The following is a 21,817-nucleotide window of genomic DNA, read 5'->3' as shown; positions in this document are numbered from 1 at the left end:
TAGGTGACGACCTGCTGATGGCCGCCGATCCTCAGGAGAGCCTGATCAGTCCGTAGTCGTAGGCGTGGCGGCGATAGACGACCGACGGCCGCTCGGTCTGCTTGTCATAGAACAAGAAGAAGTCGTGTCCGACGAGCTCCATCTCGTAGAGCGCGTCGTCGACGGACATCGGCGTGGCCTCGTGCTCCTTGGTACGCACCACGCGACCCGGCTGATGGTCCCGATCGTCGTCGCCGGTGTCGTGTTGATGCGGCTCCGCGGGCGCATTGTTGTTGTGGAACGTGCTCGCCGGCGGGGCCACCGCGGTGGCCTCGGCTAGCGAAACGGGGGTCTTTTCGCCGTAGTGCACCTTGCGGCGGTCCTTGCCGCGGCGCAGCCGGCTCTCCAGCCGGACCACCGCGGACTCAAGCGCGGAATAGAAGCTGTCGGCACACGCCTCACCGCGGACTACCGGCCCACGGCCCCGCGCGGTGATCTCCACGCGCTGACAGGACTTACGTTGGCGACGGTTGCGTTCGTGCTTGAGCTCGACGTCGAAGAGGTAGATGGTCTTGTCGAATCGTTCCAAGCGGGCGAGTTTCTGCGAGACGTAGACGCGGAAGTGATCGGGAATCTCGACGTTGCGCCCCTTGAACACCACCTCGGCGGTGGTGGTCGGTTCCTGTGCGTCGATCCGTACCGGTGGTTCGTCCAGAACCTGAGTGGAATCCACGGTGAGCCTTGACATACGTGACAACTCATTTCTCTCTTCACGTCCACGCGCCCTGCGTGCCGGCTTTCTAGAAGAAGCTTCGACGGGGTGGAAACGGTTTGCGAAAATCACCGCCGCAGGCAGCCCGCCGTCGCAAGGTGTCGAATACTCACCCCCTCCGCACGTGCCGTCTCAAGCTGGGAAATCGCGACCAGTGAGTCGGGCCTGGTAGGTCCCGAAGAGTTGTTGAAGGTTGTTCTCGACGTTAGCTCGTGTTCGCCTCGCCGTGCCACCGATTTGATGAACCCGTAGCGAGTTCTTCACGTCTTCTTGGCAATTTCACTGGTTTAGGCCGAGATTCGCCGCGTCAGGCGACCGCGATCGCCAGCACCGCCGCCACCCGCACCCCGGCCGCCGACAAGACCCGGACCGACTCTCCCGCGGTCGCGCCGGTGGTGACGATGTCGTCGACCAGCAGCACCTCGGTGCGCGGCGGCCGGCCCCGCAGCAGGACCCGGCCGGCGACGTTGCGCTCGCGCTCGGCCGTGCCGAGACCGACCGAGTCGCGGGTCAGCGCGTTCATGCGCAACGCCGCGACGACGGTGGCCTCCGGATGCCGGGCCACGGCGGCGTGCGCCACACGCGCGACGGGGTCGCCGCCGCGCCGGCGCGCGGCCGCAGGCCGAGTCGGTGCGGGCACGACGGTCAGCGGGGTCTCGACGATGCCCCAGGTCAGCAGCCGATGTAAACCCACGGCCAGCGCCTGGGCCAGCGGCGGCACGAGATCGCGGCGGCCCTGCTCCTTGATCGCGAGTATCGCCTGGCGACGGGCACCGGCGTAACGCCCGAGTGCGAACACCGGTACGTGCGGGTCGACGCGGGGGCTGATCAGGTGCGGTTCGTCGGGCTTGACGACGAGTTCCCTGGCGCACGCGTCGCACCAGCGGGTCGACGCGGTCCGGCAACCGCCGCACTCCAGCGGCAGGATCAAATCAAGCACGGCCCCAGTGTCACCGGCAGGGGTGACATCAGCAGCCCGCCAGCTCTTGAACGATGTCGGTGGCTGAACCGGTTCGCGCGTCACGGAACCCCGCACCCGTCCACATGCCGACGCCGTGCGGGTCGGCTAACTTCACCGCGGCCGCCTGGATGGGGCCGGTGATCATGGCGGCCTGGGGAAACCCGAACACGGAGTGCCCGTCGTGCCTGTCGATGAAGCCGTTGCGCAACGCGCGGGCATATCGCCCGGTGAACGCGCGCGTCACCACGGTTTCGGTGAACTGCGGATCACGCAAAGCGCCGCGGTGCACCGGATTGGTTCCGGCCTCGTCGGCGAGCAATAACGCGGTGCCGATCTGCACCGCGGTGGCGCCGGCATCCTGCGCCCGACGCACGGCGGCCGGCGTCCCCAGTCCGCCGGCCGCGACGACGGGGCAGTCGAAGCAGGCGACCAGAGCCGAGACCAGATCGTCGAGGGGGTCGGCGGCCGGCGCGGCGATCGGGTCGAACGTGGCCCGGTGCCCACCGGCCTCGGGCCCTTGCGCTACCAGGGCAGTCACGCCACAGCTGTTGGCGATCAACGCTTCTCGTACCGTGGTCACGGTGGCGAGGGTGAGGATTCCGGCATCGCCTAGTCGGATGCAAGCCGCTTCGCTCGGCGGACCGAAGGTGAAGGACACCACTTCCGGACGCAGATCGCACACCACGTCGAGCTTTGCCGCGTACTCGTCGTCCGCATCGCGCGGTTCACCCAGCGCGACGCCGTAGTGTTCGGCCTCGTCCTGCAGCGCCTTCGCGAACGCGCCCAGTTCGTCGACTGTCGCGATCCTGGGCTGGGGCACAAAAAGATTCACTCCCAGTGGGCCCGAGCTGAGTCGGCGTGCGGCAAGGATCGAGTCGGCCAATTCATCGGCGGATGACAGGCCCCCGGCAAGGAAGCCCAGGCCGCCGCCGTTCGATACGGCCGCCGCCAGCGCCGGCGTCGACGGACCACCGGCCATCGGCGCGCCGATCACTCGAACAGTCAAATCCCCCAATGCAAATCGATCAAACACCAGATACCTCCCCCATACTTACCTGCCGTACCTGACTAAGGGCATGTCCGTCGACAATGACGATGCTGCCGTCTTCCAGACGGATCCAGCCGTTGGCCTCGAATCGACGTAACGTCGCGTCGATCGTCTCCGGGTCGACGCCGGCGAGCCGCGAGAAGTCGTCGGCGGTGAGATTGTGCACCACGCGCACGACATCGCCGTCCTGTTGGCCAAATCGGTGCCGCAGCAATAACAACCGGTTCGCGACGCGACCCTGCGCGTCCGCCAACCCGAAATCGACCAGCGAGTTCGTCATCGCCTTCACCCACCGCGCGAACAGCCGTAGCACCTGATCGCACACTTCCGGGTGCTCGACCATCCACGTCAGGAGCCGATCGCGGGCAATCGGCACCGCCAGAACCTCGGTGAGCGTTGTCACGCTCATGTCTTGCGGTCCCGGGTCGAAAAGTGTGATGGCACCGAAGAATTCCGACGGACCGAGAATCTTAAGCAGGATCTCTTCACCGCCGCTACGCCGATAGGAGACCTTGAGTTTTCCGGATACGATCACGTAAATGCTGCCGTCGCAGTCGCTTTGCGCACCGATCACCCGCCCGGGCGAAAAGCGCCGCAGATGCAGCTCCTTGCACAAGGCCGTGGCCACTTCCGGGCCAGTCCTGCTGAATATTCCGGACGCGATCAGCGCCCGGTGTGCGTCGTCATGCTCCGGGTGTAGCGGCGCGCCGGCGTACTCGCTGACAGATGACGTCGCTGTGCCCGGCGCCTTTCGGTCGTGCCGGTGCTTGGCGAGCGTCAGCCCGACGGGGCTCGTCGTCTCCCACCACAACACTGCCACCACCAGCAGGATGGGTGTCAGGGCGATTCCAGGAGGGCCGTTCATACGGTTAACCTTAAGCAGGACAACGTAAGACGGAGTAGCCACGGGACGCGGGCTGCTGGACAGATCGCGTAGCTTCCACTGTCCCGTGGGTGAAAAGGTGAGCCCTAACAGCGCCGGGCCGTTCCGAGGTGAGTCCGGTCGTCGGCGGCGAAGCGCTGGAACGCCCTGCGGCGCAAGGTCTCCGTCGGCGTCTCGCGGTAGCGGGCCGAGTGGGCCGCGGCGAACCTGCCGAGATTGGTGAAGCCCCAACGGTAGGCGACCGAAGCAACGGTCACCTGCGACGGGTCCGACCTCAGCAGCGCATGGTGTGCGCGCCGCAACCGGACCTCGCGCAGATAGGCCATCGGCGAGGTATCCAGGTGGCGCTGAAATCCCTGCTGCAGCGTACGGACGCTGATGTGGGTGCGGGTGGCGATCGAGGTCAACGTCAACGGCAAATGCGCTTCTTCTTCGATGATTTCGATCGCGGAACGAATCGCCCGCGGCGCGAGCCGCACCTCTTTGGCAAGAGCCTCGCGGTGCGGATGATCAGCGGCAAGCAGGAAACCGCGGACCAGGCTGTCGACGAACGGCAATCCGACCAGCGGCTGATTGAGCAGGCTGTCGGCCCGGAAAATCTGGTCCTTGAACAGCGCCACCATATTGATCCAGCTTCGCGTCGCGGCCGACTCGATACGCATGACGGGTGCGAATTCGGGCTGGGACATCACCTGCCAGCCGAGTGCGTCGCTGAGCGCATCGTCGACCGCCGGACGATCGAGTTTGACGCAGATGAACCTGGTTCCGGCGCTCCACGTCCACGCAGCGTGACCCTGCGGGGGGTAGATGGTGGCTGCACTGGGCCCGCTCCGCAGCGACCGACCCCGGTATTCGCCCTCGACGCGCCCGGCGCGCAGGACGACGATTCGATAGGCCCCACACAGCTCACCGGCATCCAGCGACGTCTCGGATCCGACCGCGATTTCGGAAATGGTCGCCGCACCGATGCGACCCACGCGGTGACAGATGGAGAAGCCGTCGGGATCGGTCAACAGCCGCATGTGGAGCCGGCCGCAGCATACGGCGGCGAAGTCGTCGAAATTCTTCACCGGCTTCCAGATATGTGCATCCGAAGCTTTCGCTGTCGATGATTCCGTCATTCGGTCGCCTCCCCCCCACCAATCCACTGATGCCCCTTCTACATCCGCGTGCCAACAAGCTAACGTCGTCGAGCAACGTCGCACCATGTCGCGCCGGTGGCCGTGCGCGATCCGGATAATCCGGTGCGCATTTAGGCTAGCCTCGGCATGGACGCATCCCTACGGTCTAGCGTGGGTAACGTGGCGAGCGACCCCGTCGGCAAAACCGGAGGTGAGCTTATGACCCACGTTGAATCTGTTCCTGTTCAGTGCTTTTCAGATGATCGCCTCACGGCGTTGGGAGCTCGGCCGGATGGTGACATCGTGCACTGTCGCCACCGGGACAATCAGCAAGGACATCGCATCGTGGTCGCGAACCCAAACGTTCCTTCCGGCAACATCATTGAACGGACTGCCTGACGTGCACCTGGGCATGATCCCCGACGACCCGGCCGAATGGAAGGCTCTGGCGTCACGACAACTACCGTTGCCACTGTTCGAAACGCACTTTGCGTTCGGTCGCGCACGCGCGATCATGGCGGCAACCAAACTCGGCATGTTCGAATCGTTGAGCCGCCAGGCAGCGACGGCCGCCGAAATCGCCGACCGCTGCGGAACCGATGCGGTGGCGACGCAGCAACTGCTGGCCGCCCTCGCCGGGTCGGATTACCTGCTGTACCGCGACGGCCGATACGCGCTGACGACCACCGCGCGCACCTGGCTACTCACCGAAAGCCCGCGCTCGATGGTCGACGCGGTGCTCTTCGCGTTCGACGAGTGGGAGCTGATGATGCATGTCGAAGACTATGTGCGCCCAGGTGTCCCGCTCGAACTGCACCAGACCATGACCGGTGTGCAGTGGGATCATTACCTTCGGTCCATGCGGGCACTGGCCGGTCTGACGGCGCAAGAAGTCGCCCAGTTCATTCCGGCGCCCGGCGGTGCCACCGACATGATCGACGTCGGCGGCGCGCACGCCCGCTACTCGGTTGCGTTGTGCCGGCGTCATTCCCGCCTGTATTCGGTGGTGCTGGACCTACCCGAGGCGGTCCGGGCGGCGGCGCCACTGCTGGCCGCCGAGAACATGGGCGGTCGCGTCGTGCACCGCGAAGCCCACGCGCTGTCGCATGACTTCGGTGCCAAGACCTACGACGTGGTGCTGCTGTGCGATCTCGCACACAACTTCACCGCCGCGACCACGTGGCGTCTTTGCGGTAATCGAACCTCTGCGGCTCGAAACTGGCTATTTTGCAGGCCAATTCGCCGCGTTGGACGAGTTGTACTTCGGGGCGACCAGCCGCTCGGGAGCATGGACCGCGCGTGACACCGCGGGATGGCAACGGGATGCCGGACTGGAGCCCGCGGCCCAACCGGTGACGCTGAGCCGCGGCGACGTCGCCCTACAGATCGCGACGAAGATCTAGCGTCAGCCCGGCAGCACCGGAGCAGCACCACCGGTCATCAAGCCCGGCACCTCCGACCAACTCTGCTGGCTTTCCGGCGCAGACGCCGAATACTGAAGCACGCCTTGCGGTGCCGCGACGTAGACGGTCGACGGGTTGGCCGCGATCGCGGTCAGCGGGATCTGCAGACCGTGGGCAGGGGCGTCGGAGTTCACCCCGTCGAGGTTCACATACGAGACCGGATGAGCAAGGTCGTTGCGGGTCACGACGATGTCGTCGCCGGTGCGCCAGTACAGGGACACCACCGAATTGCCCAGCCCGAAACCCAATCGCCGGGGATAGGTCAACGCATACTGCCCGGCCTGGGTCTGCTCCACACCGGCGAGAATGACCATGCCGCCGATCACCATCGCGGCCCGCGTGCCGTCGCGAGACAGTTGCAAGTCGCTGATCGGGCCCGCGAACTTGCTCGCCACCGCCCCGGAATCCACTGGCAGGCGCGCGGGTTGCCCGGACGCCGGCTCCTGGATGGCCCGCAGCACGTTGTTGCCGTCCACCACCACCCAGACCGCGTCGTCCAGCGCCCAGCTGGGGCGCGTCAGGCTGTGCCCGTCGGCGGATTGGACCGCCTCGCCACCTAGATCGCCGATCCACAGTGACTCCGCCATGTCCGGGGCGCCGCGGTGCAGCGTCACGACGGACGCCACCTGCCGGCCGCTGCGGGACAGCGCCGCGAGCGTCTGATCGCCCATCCGGCCGAACGCGCCGTTCACCGTGGTGGTCCGCTGCCCGTCCAGGCCGACCAGCGATCCGTTGATCAGGGCGTGCAGCCCCGCCCCGGCACCGTCGGCCACCCCCGGGTCGGTCGCGGCGACGTCGGAGGTCGTCCACCCTTCGGCGAACCTGTCATCCAGCGGTGCGCCGTCGGCATTGATCACATACGGACCTCTGATGTCGGCTCTGGCCAGCGTCCAAATGATCTGTGCGGCAAGCAACTGCCTACTGTGCGGATCGGTGGTGGACAGCTTCTGCAGATCGATGCGCGCACCGCCGTAGCCTCGCCCGACCCCGTTCTTGCCGCCGTCGGCCCGGGTCACCGGCCCGCGCAGGCGCAGCGGCGGGGCGAGCAGGTTGCGAACCGTGTGCGCCATCTCGGGCCGAGGCCCGGCCAGCAGCTTGGAGATGAGTTCGGTGGGCAGCTGATCGTGATCGGCGACCGCGACATAGCGCGGATCGGGCACCACCGTCTTACCGGTCGGGTCGGCGAAGTAGAGCGTATTGCGTTTGTAGGTGGCCTGAAACTGTTGCCAGTCCAGGAAAACACCGTTGGGCAGCTTGTCGATTCGCCAGCCACCGGATGTCTTGACCAGCTCGATCGGCCCGGGGTCGGGCAGCACACCCTCGGCCGTTTCGAACACCCCGACGTCGGACAGCGAGCCCAGGATGTCGGCCCGCATGGTGGCCGAAACACGTTCTGCACCACGGGTTTCGACGAACACGACATGGTCGATCAACAATGCGCTACCGGCGTCGTCCCAGGCATTGGACGCCGACTGGGTGAGGAACTGCCGCGCCGCCAAATGCCGGTTCGCCGGATCGGCTGTGGCCTTGAGGAATTCGCGCAGCAACACGTCGGGATCCATGCCGGGGGTTGGCTTGGGCAAATTCGACGGGGCCGGCCGCTCGACCGTGCCGATGGCCTGCGGCGCCGATGTACTGGGAACCCCCGCACAGCCGGCCAGCAACAGCGCCAGCAGTGCGACGAGGACCCGCCGCATCACACGCTCCTTTCGGCGTGCTCATGTTGGCGCGGACGTTCTTTGCCCGCCGGTGGCACCGGCTCCCCGGCCGGCGGCGCCGGCTGCGGGATCGGCTTCATCGGCAACGGGCTGGTGGTGACCTTGTGGCCGCGGACCAGCGGAAGCGTCAGCCGGAAGCAGGCGCCCTGACCGGGCTCGCCCCATGCCTCCAACCGGCCCTGGTGCAGGCGTGCGTCCTCGACGCTGATCGCCAGGCCCAGCCCGGTTCCACCGGAGCGCCGCACCCGCGACGGATCCGAGCGCCAGAACCTGCTGAACACCAGCTTCTCCTCGCCGGGCCGCAGCCCCACCCCGTAGTCGCGGACGGTGACGGCGACGGTGTCCTCGTCGACGCCCATCCGGATGCGCACCGGTTTGTGCTCGGCGTGGTCGATGGCGTTGGCGATCAGGTTGCGCAGGATCCGCTCCACCCGCCGCGGATCGACTTCGGCGATCACCTCTTCGGACGGCATGTCCACCAGCAGCTCGATGCCGGCGTCCTCGGAAAGGTGGCCGACATTGCCCAGTGCGCTCTGCACCGTGGTGCGCAGATCGACTGCCTCCACGGACAATTCGGCCACACCGGCGTCGTGCCGGGAAATCTCCAGCAGGTCGTTGAGCAGGGTCTCGAAGCGATCGAGCTCGTTGACCATCAGCTCCGTGGAGCGCTGCAGGGTGGGGTCCAGCTCGGAGCTGTGGTCGTAGATCAGATCGGCGGCCATTCGCACCGTGGTCAGCGGTGTCCGAAGTTCGTGGCTGACATCGGAGGTGAACCGGCGCTGCAGGTTGCCGAACTCCTCGAGCTGGGTGATCTGCCGCGACAAACTTTCGGCCATGTCGTTGAACGACACCGCCAGCCGCGCCATGTCGTCCTCACCGCGTACCGGCATGCGTTCGGACAAGTGGCCCTCGGCGAACCGTTCGGCGATCCGCGACGCCGATCGCACCGGCACCACCACCTGCCGCGAAACCAGCAGCGCGATTCCGGCCAGCAACACCAGCAGCACCGCGCCACCGGTGATCATCGTGCCGCGCACCAGTGTGATCGTGGCCTGCTCACTGGCCAGCGGGAAGATCAGGTACAGCTCCAAGTTGGCCACCTGCGACGATGCCGGCGTACCGACGATCAGCGCCGGTCCCGAGAAGCCCTCGGTGTGCACGGTGGCGTACTGGTAGGCCGCCTGCCCCGCCTTGACGAAGCCACGTAACGAGGCGGGCACCTGGTCGACGGGTCCGGCGGCGGTCGCGGCGCGCGGGCCGTCGCCCGGCACCATCAGCACCACATCGAACGCCCCGGCCAGGACCGGACCGGACGCCGGATCGGTTTTCGACATCAACGTGTTGCGGGCCAGCTGCAGGCTGCTGTCCAGCGAGCGGGTCTCCTCGCCGTTGACGATCCCGCCGACAGTGGTGCGGGCCCGCTCGAGCTGCTCGATGCCCGCCTTGACCTTGACGTCAAGAACGCGGTTGGTGACCTGGCTGGTGAGCACGAAGCCGAGCGCCAGGATCACCGCCAGCGACAGCCCGAGCGTCAACGCCACGACTCGTAGCTGCAGCGAACGGCGCCAGGCAATGCCGACGGCTCGACTCAGCGCACTCATGCCCCGAGTCATGGGGCCGGTGCGTCCCCAGCGGTGACCGTGGATACGTCGCCGCGAGCCCCAGATCAATGACGGCGCTCCTCAGCATCTTGACGACTTACACCGGCGCCGGTCGTGCATAAGCGCCGCTCCTCAGCATCGCTGCGCTCTGCATCGTCGCCGGCGCGGATCACGGAGGTCCGGCCTTGTAACCCACTCCTCGAACGGTCAACACCACAGTCGGGTTCTCGGGGTCCTTCTCGACCTTGGCCCGCAGTCGCTGGACGTGCACGTTCACCAAGCGGGTGTCCGCCGGGTGCCGGTAGCCCCACACCTGTTCGAGCAGTACATCACGAGTAAACACCTGGCGCGGTTTGCGTGCCAGCGCGACCAGCAGGTCGAACTCCAGCGGGGTCAGCGAGATCTGCTCGCCGTTGCGGGTGACCTTGTGGGCCGGCACGTCGATCTCGACGTCGGCGATCGAGAGCATCTCGGCCGGCTCGTCGTCGTTGCGCCGCAGCCGCGCCCGCACCCGGGCCACCAGCTCCTTGGGCTTGAACGGCTTCATGATGTAGTCGTCGGCGCCCGACTCCAGGCCGAGCACCACATCCACGGTGTCGGTCTTGGCAGTCAGCATCACAATCGGAACGCCGGAATCGGCGCGCAGCACCCGGCACACGTCGATGCCGTTCATACCGGGCAACATCAGGTCAAGCAGCACCAGGTCGGGCCGCAGCTCGCGCACCGCGGTCAGAGCCTGCGTGCCATCACCGATGACCGCAGTGTCGAAGCCCTCCCCACGAAGAACGATGGTCAGCATCTCCGCGAGCGAAGCGTCGTCGTCGACGACCAAAATCCTTTGCCTCATGGAGTCCATGGTGTCACCAGATCGGGACAAAACTCGGGCGCCACACGGGCGTTTCGCCTTCGATACGGGCAAATCGTGACAAATTTGTGCTAATTGACGGCCAAATCGGCCGCCAGGCGCGCCGGATCGACGTCCGCGTCGACCACCAGCCACCGCCCGCCCCAGCCCGCGTCGGCCAGCCCGGCGTACACCTCGCCGGTGCGCTGCTGCAGCCCGTCGTCGCGCTCGTAGCTGTCGCGCGCCCGGCCGGGATCGCTCTCGGCCCGGCTGCGAGCCCGCTGTCCGGCCAGCTCGGTCGACACGTTGAGCAGCACCTGCCAGTCCGGCGCGGGCAGCCCGAGCCGCTGGAATTCCAGCGCGTAGACCCAGGACGCCGCGTCTCCGGAGGCGTCCTGGTGCAGGCGCGCGGCGCTGTAGGCCGCGTTGGAGGCGACGTAGCGGTCGAGAATCAGCACGTCGTGGCCGCGACGCAGCTCCTCGATGTCGTCGACCGCGCCGGCACGGTCCAGTGCGAACAGCATCGCCATCGCGTAGACCGACGTCGCGAGGTCACCGTGCTCGCCGTGCAGCGCCTCGGCCGCGACGTCGGCGGTCACCGACTGGCCGTACCGCGGGAAGGCCATCGTGGCCACCGACTTGCCGGCGGCTTCGAAGGCCCTGCGCAGGCCGTCGGTCAGCGTCCGCTTGCCGGAGCCGTCGACACCCTCGATCGCGATCAGCACGCGCTATCCAGCGCCGCGGGCGTCACGCTCGCGTGACGCTCGGCGTCCAACGTCACGCTGGCGTGACACTCGGCGAGGGGGAAACGGCTCAGTAGCGGTAGTGGTCCGGCTTGAACGGGCCCTCGACGTCGACACCCAGGTACTCCGCCTGGTCCTTGGTCAGCTTGGTCAGTTGACCGCCGAGTGCCTCGACGTGGATGCGGGCCACCTTCTCGTCGAGGTGCTTGGGCAGCCGGTAGACCTCGTTGTCGTACTCGTCGTTCTTCGTCCACAGCTCGATCTGCGCGATCGTCTGGTTGGCGAAGCTGTTGCTCATCACGAACGACGGGTGCCCGGTGGCGTTACCGAGGTTCAGCAGCCGGCCCTCGGACAGCACGATGATCGCCTTGCCGGAGTCCTTGAACGTCCACAGGTCGACCTGCGGCTTGATGTTCAGCTTGTGCGCCCCGGAGCGCTCCAGCGCGGCCATGTCGATCTCGTTGTCGAAGTGGCCGATGTTGCCCAGGATGGCGTGGTCCTTCATCGCCTTCATGTGGTCCAGCGAGATGATGTCCTTGTTGCCGGTCGCGGTCACGACGATGTCGGCGTCGGCGATGGCGTCCTCGACGGTCACCACGTCGTAGCCCTCCATCAGTGCCTGCAGGGCGTTGATCGGGTCGATCTCGGTGACCGACACCCGCGCACCCTGGCCCTTGGCGGCCTCGGCGCAGCCCTTACCCACGTCGCCGAAGCCGCAGATCAGCACGTTCTTGCCGCCGATCAGCGCGTCGGTGCCACGGTTGATGCCGTCGAGCAGCGAGTGCCGGGTGCCGTACTTGTTGTCGAACTTGGACTTGGTGACCGAGTCGTTGACGTTGATCGCCGGGAAGGCCAGGTCGCCGGCCGCCGCGAACTGGTAGAGACGCAGCACGCCGGTGGTGGTCTCCTCGGTGACACCCTTGACCGACTCGGCGATCTTGGTCCACTTGCCCTTGTCGGTCTCGAACCGGGTGCGCAGCAGGTTCAGGAAGACCTTCCACTCCGCGGAGTCGTCCTCTTCGGCAGGCGGTACCACGCCGGCCTTCTCGTACTGAGCGCCGCGCAGCACCAGCATGGTGGCGTCGCCGCCGTCGTCCAGGATCATGTTGGCCGGCTCGCCGGGCCAGGTGAGCATCTGCTCGGCACACCACCAGTACTCCTCGAGCGACTCGCCCTTCCAGGCGAACACCGGCACACCCTTGGGCTCCTCCGGGGTGCCGTGCGGGCCGACGACGACCGCGGCTGCGGCGTGGTCCTGGGTGGAGAAGATGTTGCAGGAGGCCCAGCGAACCTCGGCGCCCAGCGAGGTCAGCGTCTCGATCAGCACCGCGGTCTGCACGGTCATGTGCAACGAGCCGGAAATGCGCGCACCCTTCAGCGGCTGCACCTCGGCGTACTCGCGACGCAGCGACATCAGGCCGGGCATCTCGTATTCGGCCAGGTCAAGCTCTTTGCGGCCGAATTCCGCGAGCGACAGATCGGCGATCTTGAAATCGATGCCGTTTACAACGTCGGGCGTCAGAGTCATGGCGTGTCTGTTCCTCAAAGTGGATTTAGTTAGCTTGGGTATAGGCTCGTCCGCCACTGTAGTAGGCCGCCGAAAGGCGGCCAGGTCAGGGGATGTTGATGACGCCGTGACGCTCGGCAAAAGGCGTCATCAACCGGGCGAGGTCCTGCGCAACATCGTGATCGGCCTCCGGCGGCATCGAGACGTAACTGAGCGCCAGCCGCACGATGGCGCGCGCCAGCACACCAGCGTCCTCGTCACTGGTCGCCACCCAGCTATGGGTGAAGGCCAGGGTCAACCGGTCCGCCGCCCGGGTGATGATCGGACCGCTGTCGGTGGTGATGATCTGCAGCAGGTCGGGCTTCGCGACGCCGGTCAGCAAGGAGGTCACCAGCGGGTCGGCCGCCGATTCGGCGAAGAATGCGCGGAAGCCCTCCAGGAACGCCTCGTAGATGCGGCCGACGTTGGCGTCGATCGCCGCGTGGACGGCGTCGACCAGGCGGTCGGCCAGGCGCAGGGCGTATCCCTGCGCCAGGCCCTGCCGCGAGCCGAACTCGTTGTAGATGGTCTGCCGGCTGATCCCGGCGCCGCGGGCCACGTCGGACAGCGTGATCGCGGACCAGTCTCGGGTCAGCAGCAAGTCGCGCATCGCGTCCAACACCGAGTTGCGCAGCAGATCGCGCGACGCCTCGGCATAAGGAATCCGCTTCACAGGCGCGACAATAGTGCTCACGGACGCGCGACCTCCACCATCTCGAAGTCGGATTTGGCCGCGCCGCAATCCGGGCAGCTCCAGTCGTCCGGAATCTCGTCCCACCGGGTGCCCGGGGCGATGCCGTCTTCCGGCCAGCCCTTGGCCTCGTCGTACTCGAATCCGCACTGCACGCAGACAAAAAGCTTGTAGTCGGTCATTGGTTCACTCCTATTTTTTCGAAGTCGACCTTCTCGAGCACCGCACAATCGGGGCAGCACCAGTCGTCGGGAATCTCACTGAACGGCGTGCCCGGCCGGAAGCCTTCCCGCGGAGCGCCTTTGGTTTCGTCGTAGATGTAGTCGCAGCCCGGGCAGCGGTAGGCCGTCATGCCGGCACCCCGTATTTGGCCAGCAGCTTGTCGCGCATCCGCGGGTGAACGTTGACCTTGGTGATGTCACCGTCGTAATGCGCCAGCACCCGGTGGTCCATCACCTTGCGCCAGACCGGCGGGACGTACGTCAGCGCGATCATCGACGCGTATCCGCTCGGCAGGTTGGGCGCGTCCGCCATGCTGCGCAACGTCTGATACCGCCGGGTCGGGTTGGCGTGGTGATCGCTGTGCCGCTGCAGATGGTAGAGGAACAAGTTGGTGACGATGTGGTCGGAGTTCCAGCTGTGCACCGGCGCGCACCGCTCGTAGCGGCCGTTGGCGTTGCGCTGCCGCAACAGTCCGTAGTGCTCCAGGTAGTTGACGGTTTCCAGCAGCGAGAAGCCGAAGACCGCCTGGATGACGATGAACGGGATCACGCCGGCGCCAAAGACCGCGATCAGCGCGCCGAACAACACCACCGACATCGCCCAGGCGTTGATCACATCGTTGGACGCATACGTCCGGGGGTCCCAGGGGCTGCGGCCGAGCCGGCGGATGCGCTGTGCCTCGAGATGAACCGATGAGCGCAGGCTGCCGAACACGCTGCGGGGCAGGAACTCCCAGAAGGTCTCGCCGAAGCGGGCCGACGCCGGGTCCTCCGGCGTGGAGACGCGCACGTGGTGACCGCGGTTGTGCTCGATGTAGAAGTGGCCGTAAGCGGTCTGCGCCAGGGTGATCTTGGACAGCCAGCGCTCCAGTGAGTCCTTCTTATGCCCCATCTCGTGCGCGGTGTTGATGCCGACGCCGCCGAGCACGCCGACCGACAGTGCGACGCCGATCTTGCCGACCCACCCCAGGCCGCCTTCGAAGCCCAGCCATCCCAGGTCCGACGCGGTGAACAGGTAGGCGCCCATCACGACGCTGAGGTACTGGAACGGGATGTAGATGTAGGTGCAGTAGCGGTAGTACTTGTCGTTCTCCAGCCGCTCCATCACCTCGTCGGGCGGGTTCTGCCCGTCGGGCCCGAACCGCAGGTCCAGGATCGGCAACAGGATGTAGAGCAGGATCGGCCCGATCCACATCGGCACCTGGGCGGCGCCGTGCCAGCCGAGTTGGTTCAGTCCCCAGACGATCGGCAGCATCACGAACAACGCCGTCGGCGGGATCAGGCCCATCAGCCACAGGTAGCGCTTCTTGTCGCGCCACTCGGTGGCGCCGAGTTCCTGGCGCTCTGGCTGGGGCGCATGGATCTGTGTGGTCATATGCCAAACCTCCTTGTGAGTCACACCACGTTGAGATTGGACAATACCTCGCCACACGTCCTCTGTCTAGACAAAGGATAATGATTTGTAAAGCAGGTGGCTTTACGTCTGCCGGACGGCCTGCCTACGGCCCTGGATGGAGTGGCGGTATCCGTAGCCGAGATAGATCGCGGTTCCCACCACTAACCACACGCCGAACCGGACCCAGGTCAGGGCGGTGAGGTTGAGCATCAGCCAGATACACGCGCAGATCGAGGCGATCGGCAACAGTGGCACCCACGGCGCGCGGAACCCTCGCTCCAGATCGGGGCGGGTGCGGCGCAGAACGATGACCCCGGCGGAGACCAGGACGAACGCGAACAGCGTCCCGACGTTGACCATCTCCTCAAGCTTGCTGGTCGGGAAGACCGACGCCGTCGCCGCGACCACCAGTGCGACCAGCACGGTGATCCGGACCGGCGTCCCGCGCGAGCCGGTCTTGGCCAGCGACCGCGGCACCAAGCCGTCGCGCGCCATCGCGAACAGGACCCGGCACTGCCCGAGCACCAGCACCATCACGACGGTGGTCAACCCGGCCAGAGCCCCGATGGCGATGATCTTGCTCGCCCACCCGATCCCGTTCGCAGTGAATGCGGTGGCCAGGTTTGCCGGCTTGCCGCCGGGGACGGTCTTGAGCTGGGTGTAGGAAACCATGCCGGACAACACGACCGAGACGGCGACATACAGAACAGTGACGACGGCCAGCGACGCCAGAATCCCGCGCGGCACGTCGCGCTGCGGCTGTTTGGTCTCCTCGGCCATCGTCGCGACGATGTCGAAGCCGATGAAGGCGAAGAACACGATCGAAGCCCCGGCGAGCACCCCGTACCAACCGTAGTGGCTGCTGTGCGCCCCGGTGAGCAGCGACAGCACCGACTGGTTGATGCCGCTCGCCTCGTGCCCGCTTTCCGGCTTGGGGATGAACGGCGAGTAGTTGGAGCCCTTGATGTAGAAGAGGCCGACCAGCACGACGAAGATGACCACCGACACCTTGATGGCGGTGATCACCGCCGAAACCCGGGACGACACTTTGGTGCCCGACGCGACCAGGGTCGCCACCACCGCGACGATCAGCAGCGCACCCCAGTCGATGTCGACCGACCCTACGTTGACGGTGCCACCGCCGAATCCGAAAACGGTGCCGAGATAACTGGACCAGCCCTTGGACACCACGGCGGCACCAATTGCCAACTCCAGCAACAGATTCCAGCCGATGATCCACGCCAGGAACTCGCCGAAGGTGGCATAGGAGAAGGTGTACGCGCTGCCCGCGACGGGCAGCGTCGAGGCGAATTCGGCGTAGCACAGCGCCGCCAGCGCGCAGGTGGCCGCGGCGATCAGGAACGAGATCCAAATCGCGGGTCCGGTGATATCACCGGCGGTCGATGCGGTGACCGTGAAGATGCCGGCGCCGATCACCACGGCGACGCCGAAGACCATCAGGTCCCACCAGGTGAGGACTTTGCGGAGTCGAGTGGCCGGCTCGTCGGTGTCCTCGATGGACTGTTCGACTGACTTAGTACGCCATCGGTTGGACATTTGCCTGCCTCTCGTTAACGTCAGAAGTCATTGGACCGCACAGTACTGGGTACTCCCCCCGGATGCCGGACTGCGCAACCACGCGAGACCACGCAATAGTGATAGGCGCGAGCATCGCGGGTTTGTGCGCCGCCCGAGTGCTTGCTGACCGGTATTCGCAGGTCAGCGTCTATGAGCGCGACGAACTACCGAACACCCCGGCAAATCGCGCCACGATTCCTCAGGACCGGCATCTGCATCTGCTGATGGCGCGCGGAGCGAGCGAACTCGACTCCTTGTTCCCGGGCCTGCTCAAGGACATGGTGGCCGCGGGTGTGCCGATGCTGGAAAACCGCCCGGACTGCATCCACCTGGGTGCGGCGGGCCATGTCCTCGGGACGGGCCACACGCTGCGCGACGAATTCACCGCCTACGTGCCCAGCCGGCCGCATCTCGAGTGGCAGTTGCGCAGCCGCGTCCGCGACATCGACAACGTCACGATCGTGCGCCGATCCGTCGCCGAGCCACGGTTCGACCCGGCGCGGCAGCGGGTGACCGGTGTGGTGCTGGACCCCAGGACCCCCCCAAGGACGAGGTCGGCGGCGAGCCGGAATTCGTGCGCGCCGACCTGGTGGTCGATGCAGCGGGTCGGGGCACTCGGCTGCCGGTGTGGTTGACACAGTGGGGGTATCAGCGGCCCATCGAGCAGAGCCTGGACATCGGCATCAACTACGCCAGCCACCAGTTCCGCATCCCGGACGGACTGATCCCGGAGAAGGTGGTGGTGGCCGGCGCCTCCCACGACCAGTCGTTGGGCATGGGCATGCTGTGCTACGAGGACGGCACCTGGGTGCTGACCACCTTCGGCGTGGCCGGCGAGAAGCCGCCGACGACGTTCCCGGAAATGGTCGCGCTGGCCATCAAGCTGCTCCCGGCGCACTTCACCGACGCGCTCACCGCGGCCAAACCCGTTGGCACACCGGCATTTCACGCCTTCCCGGCCAGCAGATGGCGCCGCTATGACAAGCTGGACCGCTTCCCGGCCGGCATCATCCCGTTCGGCGACGCCGTGGCCAGCTTCAATCCCACCTTCGGGCAGGGCATGACGATGACGTCGCTGCAGGCGGGTCATCTGCGGCGGGCCTTGCGAACCGCGGATGAAGACCTGGCCGGCGAGCTCAACCGGGCGACCGCCAAGACGACCTATCCGGTGTGGACGATGAACGCGATCGGCGACTTCGCTTTTCACCACGCCGGCACCAGTGCCCCGGTCCCCTGGTGGTGGCGGCCGTCGGGAGCGCTGTTCGACCAATTCCTCGGAGCCGCCGAGACCGAACCCGTTCTCGCCGAATGGTTTTTGCGCCGATTCTCGCTGCTCGACAGTCTCTATATGGTTCCGCCGCCGCGGATCGTCGGCCGGACCATCGCGCACAACCTGCGGCTGTGGCTGCGCGAGCGCCGCGAGGCGCGTCAGGCCGCCAAGGGTCGGGCCGTCACAAACCTACGGTCGCCCTGAACAACTTGGCGGGCTGGTGGGCGACCAGCCCCACCGGTCCGTCGTCGGCGGCGACCCACGCCGCCATCCCGCGCTCCAGCGACAACGATCCGGACTTTCCGTGCACGACCGCGGAACCCTCGGCGCACAACAGGATCTGCGGACCGTCATGGTGTGGTGATGCGTCGACTTCGTGGCCGAGGTGTTCGCCCTCCAGGGTCAGCAGCGCCACGGCGAACTCGTCGGCCGGGGTGTCGTAGATAAGCCCAAGGCCCTCTCGATGCACATGCGGCCGCAGCTGCGCCTCGGCGGTCGGTGCGAAGTCCAGCACCCGCAGCAACTCGGGCACGTCGACGTGTTTGGGTGTCAGGCCGCCGCGTAACACGTTGTCGGAGTTGGCCATTACCTCGATCGCGAACCCGCGCAGATAGGTGTGCAGGTTGCCGGCCGGGATATAGAGCGCATCGCCCGCGGCGAGGCTGATCCGGTTGAGCAACAACGACGCCAGCACTCCGGCGTCCCCGGGGTAGCGTTCGCCGAGTTCGAGCACCGTTTTGGCCTCAGCCGCGAATTCCGTTGCGCCGGAACTGACGTACTGAATGGCGCCGTCGATCACCGCGGACACCAGCACATCGATGTCGGGCTGCGGCGCGGTGATCCAGGTGGTGAACAGCGCGCGCAGACCGTCGGCGTCGGACTGGTCGTTCAGCAGTTCGATGTAGGGGTCGAGGTCCGTGACGGCCAGCGCCCGCAGCAACTCGATGCTGGCCGAAGCCTGACGAAATCCGGCGAGCGCCTCGAATGAGTGCAGAGCTACCAGCAATTCGGGCTTGTGCGACGTGTCGCGGTAGTTGCGGACCGGCGAGGCCACCGGGATGCCCAACTTCTCCTCACGCAGGTAACCCTCGATCGCCTGTTCGGCACTCGGATGCGCCTGCAGCGACAGCGGTTCGTCGGCGGCGAGCACCTTGACCAGGAACGGCAGCACGTCGCCGAACCGTTCGCGCGACGCGGAGCCGAGCTGTCCCTCCGGATCAGCGGTCACCGCCTCCAACAGGGACAGCTCACCCCGCTCGGTCTCCAGGTAGGCCGGATCCCCCGGATGCGCGCCGAACCAGAGTTCCGCCTCGGGGTGAGCCGCGGGCACCGGACGCCCCGTGAATTCGGCCAGCGCCGTGCGCGATCCCCACGCGTACGTCCGTACAGCCCCGCGAAGCAGTTCCACTTTTCTATCTATCCCCGCACCAGTCGCAAGTAAACGGCGGCCATCTCCAGCCGAACGGCCAATACTGCCAGTTGCTGTTCGGGCCGGGTCGCGCCTCCTGGCGCCACCGCTGCGACCAGGCCGCCGGACCCGCCCAGGCCGCCGGGTGCTTCGGGCACGTCGTGGGCCGCGATCAGGTAGACCTCGTCCAGCCCGGCCACCCGGGCGGCCACCACGGTCCGGTCACCGGCCAGCGTGAACGCCAGCACCCGCATCCGCTCGGGCAGCGGCCCGTCGATTTGTTCGTCGTGAAAGAGCGCATCCAGCGGCGCCGCGCCATCACCGACATGGACGGGCTCACGCAGCGCCACCACCGCATCGGCCAGCCCGGTGGCGGCGACCACCTGGTGCGCGATCCGCAGCAGCTGCGAACTGCCGTGCCGCGCCAGGGCCAGCGTCGCGAGACAGTCACCCGCCAGCGCCACCGGGTGGTGCGACAAGCGGGCGGCGATGGTCTTGGCCGGGTTGGTGAACAGGTCGCGGCTCGCACTGTTGCGCAGCGCTTCGGCGTCCAGTTCGTCGGCGAGCGCCGGCAGATCGATGTCCAGCCGGGGGTCCACGGTTTGCAGCGTCGCCAAGCCGGCGGCCAGGTAGCGGCACAGGCCGAACTCGTCGGGAAACCACAGCCGCGGCGCCAGCGCCGCGACGCGCCCGGCGGTGGAGTCGCGCAGCGGACCTTCGTACGGCGCGACGACGGCAACCCGCGCACCGCGGCGCACCCCGGTCGCGGCGGCTCCGACCAGGGCCGGGTCGCCGGGGTCGTCGCCGGCGACGATCAGCACGTCGAGCGGGCCTATCCACGGCGGCGCCTCGTCGACGATCGCGATCGGCGCGGACGCCGCGCCGCCCTGCGTCGCGGCCAGCATCGCGCCGGCCGTCTCGGCGGTGCCCCGCCCGGCCACCCAGATCACGCTGCGTGGCCGGTCGCCGGTGCGCAGCGAGTCCAGCTCGCCTTCCTCGACCGCGGCGGCGATGGCGCGCACCTGCGCACCGGCCGACGAGGCGGACCGCAACAGGCCCTGCCGGTCGGCGGCGATCAGGCCGTCGGTGTCTTCGAGATCGATCGCCCGGGTGGCGTTCACGGCACACCCTCATTGCGCTGCACCTGTCCGGCGATTTCGGCGCTGATCTCGGCGACCATCGCTGCTACGTCCTCGGTGGTGCGGCCCTCCGCATTCAGCCGCAGCAGCGGCTCGGTGTTGGAGGTGCGCAGGTTGAACCAGCTGCCGTCGCCCAAATCCACCGTCACCCCGTCCATGTGGTCGATGGAGTGGATCCGGCTGCCGAGCGACTTCAACACGGCGTCCACGCACTGGGCGGCGTCGGCCACCTTGAAATTGATCTCACCGGACGACTCGTAGCGCTGGTAGTCCGCGGTCAGCTCGGACAGCGGACGGTCCTGCTCACCGAGAGCGGCCAGTACATACAGCGCGGCCAGCATCCCCGAGTCGGCGCCCCAGAAGTCACGGAAGTAATAGTGCGCGGAATGCTCGCCACCGAAGATCGCACCGGTTTCGGCCATCAGCGCCTTGATATAGGAGTGCCCGACGCGCGAGCGCAACGGTGTACCGCCGCGCTCGACGACCAGCTCGGGCACCGCCCGCGACGTGATCAGATTGTGGATGACGGTGGCGCCGATTTCGCGGCCGAGCTCGCGCGCGGCCACCAGGCTCGTCACCGTCGACGGAGAGACCGGCATCCCGCGCTCGTCGACCACGAAGCACCGGTCGGCGTCACCGTCGAAAGCCAACCCGATGTCGGCGCCGGTTTCGCGGACGTGAAACTGCAGATCCAGCAGGTTGGCCGGGTCGAGCGGGTTGGCCTCGTGGTTGGGAAACGACCCGTCGAGCTCGAAGTACAACGGCAACAACGTGATCGAGTCGATCGGGCCGAGCACTGCCGGCGCGGTGTGACCGGCCATGCCGTTGCCGGCGTCGACCGCCACCCGCAACGGCCGCAACCCGGACGTCGCCACCAGCGACCGCAGGAACTCGCCGTAGTCCGAGAGCACATCGCGATCGGTGACCGACCCCGGTTTCCCGTCGTAGCCGCCGACTCCGGCGATCAGGTCTTCGGTGATCACTTTGAGCCCGGTGTCCGCACCGACGGGTTTGGCGCCGGCCCGGCAGAGCTTGATGCCGTTGTAGGCGGCGGGGTTGTGGCTGGCGGTGAACATCGCGCCGGGGCAATCGAGCGAACCCGAGGCGAAATACAGCTGGTCGGTCGAGGCCAACCCGATCCGCACCACGTCCAGGCCCTGGTTGGTCACTCCCGCCGCGAAGGCAGCGGCGAGCGACGGCGAGCTATCGCGCATGTCGTGTCCGATCACCACGCGTTGCGCGCCCTCGCCGCGCATCAGCGCGGCGAACGCAGCCCCGACATCGGCAACCAGCGACTCGTCGATCTCTTCGCCGACCAGCCCACGGATGTCATATGCCTTGATGACACGGTGGACAGTCGCGGCGGGCCGAGACATGCGGGGCCTCCTTGACGCCGTGGATTGATTTGCCTCTTGGCGTCAGCCTATCGGCCCCA

At 66.9% G+C, this 21,817-nt stretch carries 19 protein-coding genes and 1 pseudogene; 2 read left to right on the top strand and 18 right to left on the bottom strand.

The window, feature by feature from the left end; genetic code table 11:
- Nucleotides 1–31: 31 nt before the first annotated feature.
- The 5 genes from hpf to AC5Y5O_RS22900 form a co-directional block, all read right to left on the bottom strand.
- Nucleotides 32–712: a ribosome hibernation-promoting factor, HPF/YfiA family gene (gene hpf / locus AC5Y5O_RS22920; protein ID WP_500027619.1), complete on the bottom strand. Its 681-nt coding sequence runs from the start codon at nt 710–712 to the stop codon at nt 32–34.
- A 346-nt stretch (nt 713–1,058) separates the two neighbouring features.
- Nucleotides 1,059–1,691, bottom strand: a complete 633-nt coding sequence (locus AC5Y5O_RS22915; protein WP_096285286.1) for a ComF family protein — start codon at nt 1,689–1,691, stop codon at nt 1,059–1,061.
- Nucleotides 1,692–1,719: 28 nt separating this feature from the next.
- On the bottom strand, nt 1,720–2,745 hold the full coding sequence (locus AC5Y5O_RS22910; RefSeq protein ID WP_500027594.1) for a nitronate monooxygenase: 1,026 nt from the start codon (nt 2,743–2,745) through the stop codon (nt 1,720–1,722).
- A complete protein-coding gene (locus AC5Y5O_RS22905; RefSeq protein WP_500027592.1) occupies nt 2,738–3,625 on the bottom strand; it encodes a Crp/Fnr family transcriptional regulator in 888 nt (295 codons plus the stop codon). The genes AC5Y5O_RS22910 and AC5Y5O_RS22905 overlap by 8 nt, the downstream gene beginning before the upstream one ends.
- A gap of 104 nt (nt 3,626–3,729) precedes the next feature.
- A complete protein-coding gene (locus AC5Y5O_RS22900) occupies nt 3,730–4,764 on the bottom strand; it encodes an AraC family transcriptional regulator (protein ID WP_500027588.1) in 1,035 nt (344 codons plus the stop codon).
- A 229-nt stretch (nt 4,765–4,993) separates the two neighbouring features.
- Between AC5Y5O_RS22900 and AC5Y5O_RS22895 the strand changes: the two genes are divergently transcribed.
- Nucleotides 4,994–6,067 (top strand): methyltransferase family protein, encoded by a 1,074-nt coding sequence (locus tag AC5Y5O_RS22895; RefSeq protein WP_500027586.1) that lies wholly within the window; start codon nt 4,994–4,996, stop codon nt 6,065–6,067.
- A gap of 102 nt (nt 6,068–6,169) precedes the next feature.
- Here the strand turns inward: AC5Y5O_RS22895 and lpqB are convergent, their stop codons facing one another.
- The 10 genes from lpqB to AC5Y5O_RS22845 all read right to left on the bottom strand — a co-directional run bounded on the left by lpqB (nt 6,170) and on the right by AC5Y5O_RS22845 (nt 16,544).
- Nucleotides 6,170–7,924: an MtrAB system accessory lipoprotein LpqB gene (gene lpqB / locus AC5Y5O_RS22890; RefSeq protein WP_165796309.1), complete on the bottom strand. Its 1,755-nt coding sequence runs from the start codon at nt 7,922–7,924 to the stop codon at nt 6,170–6,172.
- Nucleotides 7,924–9,615 (bottom strand): MtrAB system histidine kinase MtrB, encoded by a 1,692-nt coding sequence (gene mtrB / locus AC5Y5O_RS22885; RefSeq protein ID WP_096285276.1) that lies wholly within the window; start codon nt 9,613–9,615, stop codon nt 7,924–7,926. The genes lpqB and mtrB overlap by 1 nt, the downstream gene beginning before the upstream one ends.
- Before the next feature lie 100 nt (nt 9,616–9,715).
- Nucleotides 9,716–10,402: a two-component system response regulator MtrA gene (gene mtrA, locus AC5Y5O_RS22880; protein WP_007168097.1), complete on the bottom strand. Its 687-nt coding sequence runs from the start codon at nt 10,400–10,402 to the stop codon at nt 9,716–9,718.
- Between the two features lie 80 nt (nt 10,403–10,482).
- On the bottom strand, nt 10,483–11,115 hold the full coding sequence (locus AC5Y5O_RS22875) for a dTMP kinase (RefSeq protein WP_096285274.1): 633 nt from the start codon (nt 11,113–11,115) through the stop codon (nt 10,483–10,485).
- Nucleotides 11,116–11,203: 88 nt separating this feature from the next.
- Nucleotides 11,204–12,661 carry an adenosylhomocysteinase gene (gene ahcY / locus AC5Y5O_RS22870; protein ID WP_096285272.1) on the bottom strand — a complete coding sequence of 486 codons (1,458 nt, stop codon included), beginning with the start codon at nt 12,659–12,661 and terminating at the stop codon, nt 11,204–11,206.
- A gap of 85 nt (nt 12,662–12,746) precedes the next feature.
- Nucleotides 12,747–13,352, bottom strand: coding sequence for a TetR family transcriptional regulator AlkX (alkX, locus tag AC5Y5O_RS22865; RefSeq protein ID WP_423790860.1), 606 nt, complete (start codon nt 13,350–13,352; stop codon nt 12,747–12,749).
- 17 nt (nt 13,353–13,369) lie between these two features.
- Nucleotides 13,370–13,552 carry a rubredoxin gene (locus AC5Y5O_RS22860; protein WP_500027580.1) on the bottom strand — a complete coding sequence of 61 codons (183 nt, stop codon included), beginning with the start codon at nt 13,550–13,552 and terminating at the stop codon, nt 13,370–13,372.
- Nucleotides 13,549–13,722 carry a rubredoxin gene (locus AC5Y5O_RS22855; protein WP_096285266.1) on the bottom strand — a complete coding sequence of 58 codons (174 nt, stop codon included), beginning with the start codon at nt 13,720–13,722 and terminating at the stop codon, nt 13,549–13,551. Before AC5Y5O_RS22855 ends, AC5Y5O_RS22860 begins: the two co-directional genes overlap by 4 nt.
- Nucleotides 13,719–14,966, bottom strand: a complete 1,248-nt coding sequence (locus tag AC5Y5O_RS22850) for an alkane 1-monooxygenase (protein WP_096285264.1) — start codon at nt 14,964–14,966, stop codon at nt 13,719–13,721. Before AC5Y5O_RS22850 ends, AC5Y5O_RS22855 begins: the two co-directional genes overlap by 4 nt.
- 102 nt (nt 14,967–15,068) lie before the next feature.
- The gene (locus tag AC5Y5O_RS22845) at nt 15,069–16,544 is read right to left on the bottom strand and encodes an amino acid permease (RefSeq protein ID WP_096285262.1); all 1,476 of its coding nucleotides are present in this window, start codon (nt 16,542–16,544) and stop codon (nt 15,069–15,071) included.
- Between the two features lie 95 nt (nt 16,545–16,639).
- Between AC5Y5O_RS22845 and AC5Y5O_RS22840 the strand changes: the two are divergent.
- Nucleotides 16,640–18,039, top strand: a pseudogene (locus AC5Y5O_RS22840) (FAD-dependent oxidoreductase).
- On the opposite strand, the gene manA reads toward AC5Y5O_RS22840, so the two are convergent.
- From manA to AC5Y5O_RS22825, 3 genes are read right to left on the bottom strand one after another with little or no spacing between them, the layout of a single operon-like run.
- Complete coding sequence (manA, locus tag AC5Y5O_RS22835; RefSeq protein WP_096285260.1) at nt 18,017–19,243, bottom strand: mannose-6-phosphate isomerase, class I; 1,227 nt, start codon at nt 19,241–19,243, stop codon at nt 18,017–18,019. The pseudogene AC5Y5O_RS22840 and the gene manA overlap by 23 nt on opposite strands.
- Before the next feature lie 8 nt (nt 19,244–19,251).
- Nucleotides 19,252–20,364, bottom strand: coding sequence for a TobH protein (locus tag AC5Y5O_RS22830; protein WP_096285258.1), 1,113 nt, complete (start codon nt 20,362–20,364; stop codon nt 19,252–19,254).
- On the bottom strand, nt 20,361–21,758 hold the full coding sequence (locus AC5Y5O_RS22825) for a phosphomannomutase/phosphoglucomutase (RefSeq protein ID WP_500027576.1): 1,398 nt from the start codon (nt 21,756–21,758) through the stop codon (nt 20,361–20,363). The genes AC5Y5O_RS22830 and AC5Y5O_RS22825 overlap by 4 nt, the downstream gene beginning before the upstream one ends.
- Between the last annotated feature and the right edge of the window lie 59 nt (nt 21,759–21,817).

This window comes from Mycobacterium sp. NGS40 (assembly GCF_059812735.1).
The sequence above is the reverse complement of the archived record's forward strand: the minus strand, read 5'-3'. Positions and strand labels throughout refer to the sequence as shown.

What these genes read in the sequence shown, in the direction of transcription:
- AC5Y5O_RS22860 (WP_500027580.1), bottom strand. Translation starts at nt 13,552, where the DNA reads ATGACCGACTACAAGCTTTTTGTCTGCGTGCAGTGCGGATTCGAGTAC.
- AC5Y5O_RS22855 (WP_096285266.1), bottom strand. Translation starts at nt 13,722, where the DNA reads ATGACGGCCTACCGCTGCCCGGGCTGCGACTACATCTACGACGAAACC.
- AC5Y5O_RS22825 (WP_500027576.1), bottom strand. Translation starts at nt 21,758, where the DNA reads ATGTCTCGGCCCGCCGCGACTGTCCACCGTGTCATCAAGGCATATGAC.
- ahcY (WP_096285272.1), bottom strand. Translation starts at nt 12,661, where the DNA reads ATGACTCTGACGCCCGACGTTGTAAACGGCATCGATTTCAAGATCGCC.
- AC5Y5O_RS22900 (WP_500027588.1), bottom strand. Translation starts at nt 4,764, where the DNA reads ATGACGGAATCATCGACAGCGAAAGCTTCGGATGCACATATCTGGAAG.
- AC5Y5O_RS22845 (WP_096285262.1), bottom strand. Translation starts at nt 16,544, where the DNA reads ATGTCCAACCGATGGCGTACTAAGTCAGTCGAACAGTCCATCGAGGAC.
- AC5Y5O_RS22905 (WP_500027592.1), bottom strand. Translation starts at nt 3,625, where the DNA reads ATGAACGGCCCTCCTGGAATCGCCCTGACACCCATCCTGCTGGTGGTG.
- AC5Y5O_RS22850 (WP_096285264.1), bottom strand. Translation starts at nt 14,966, where the DNA reads ATGACCACACAGATCCATGCGCCCCAGCCAGAGCGCCAGGAACTCGGC.
- lpqB (WP_165796309.1), bottom strand. Translation starts at nt 7,924, where the DNA reads ATGCGGCGGGTCCTCGTCGCACTGCTGGCGCTGTTGCTGGCCGGCTGT.
- mtrA (WP_007168097.1), bottom strand. Translation starts at nt 10,402, where the DNA reads ATGGACTCCATGAGGCAAAGGATTTTGGTCGTCGACGACGACGCTTCG.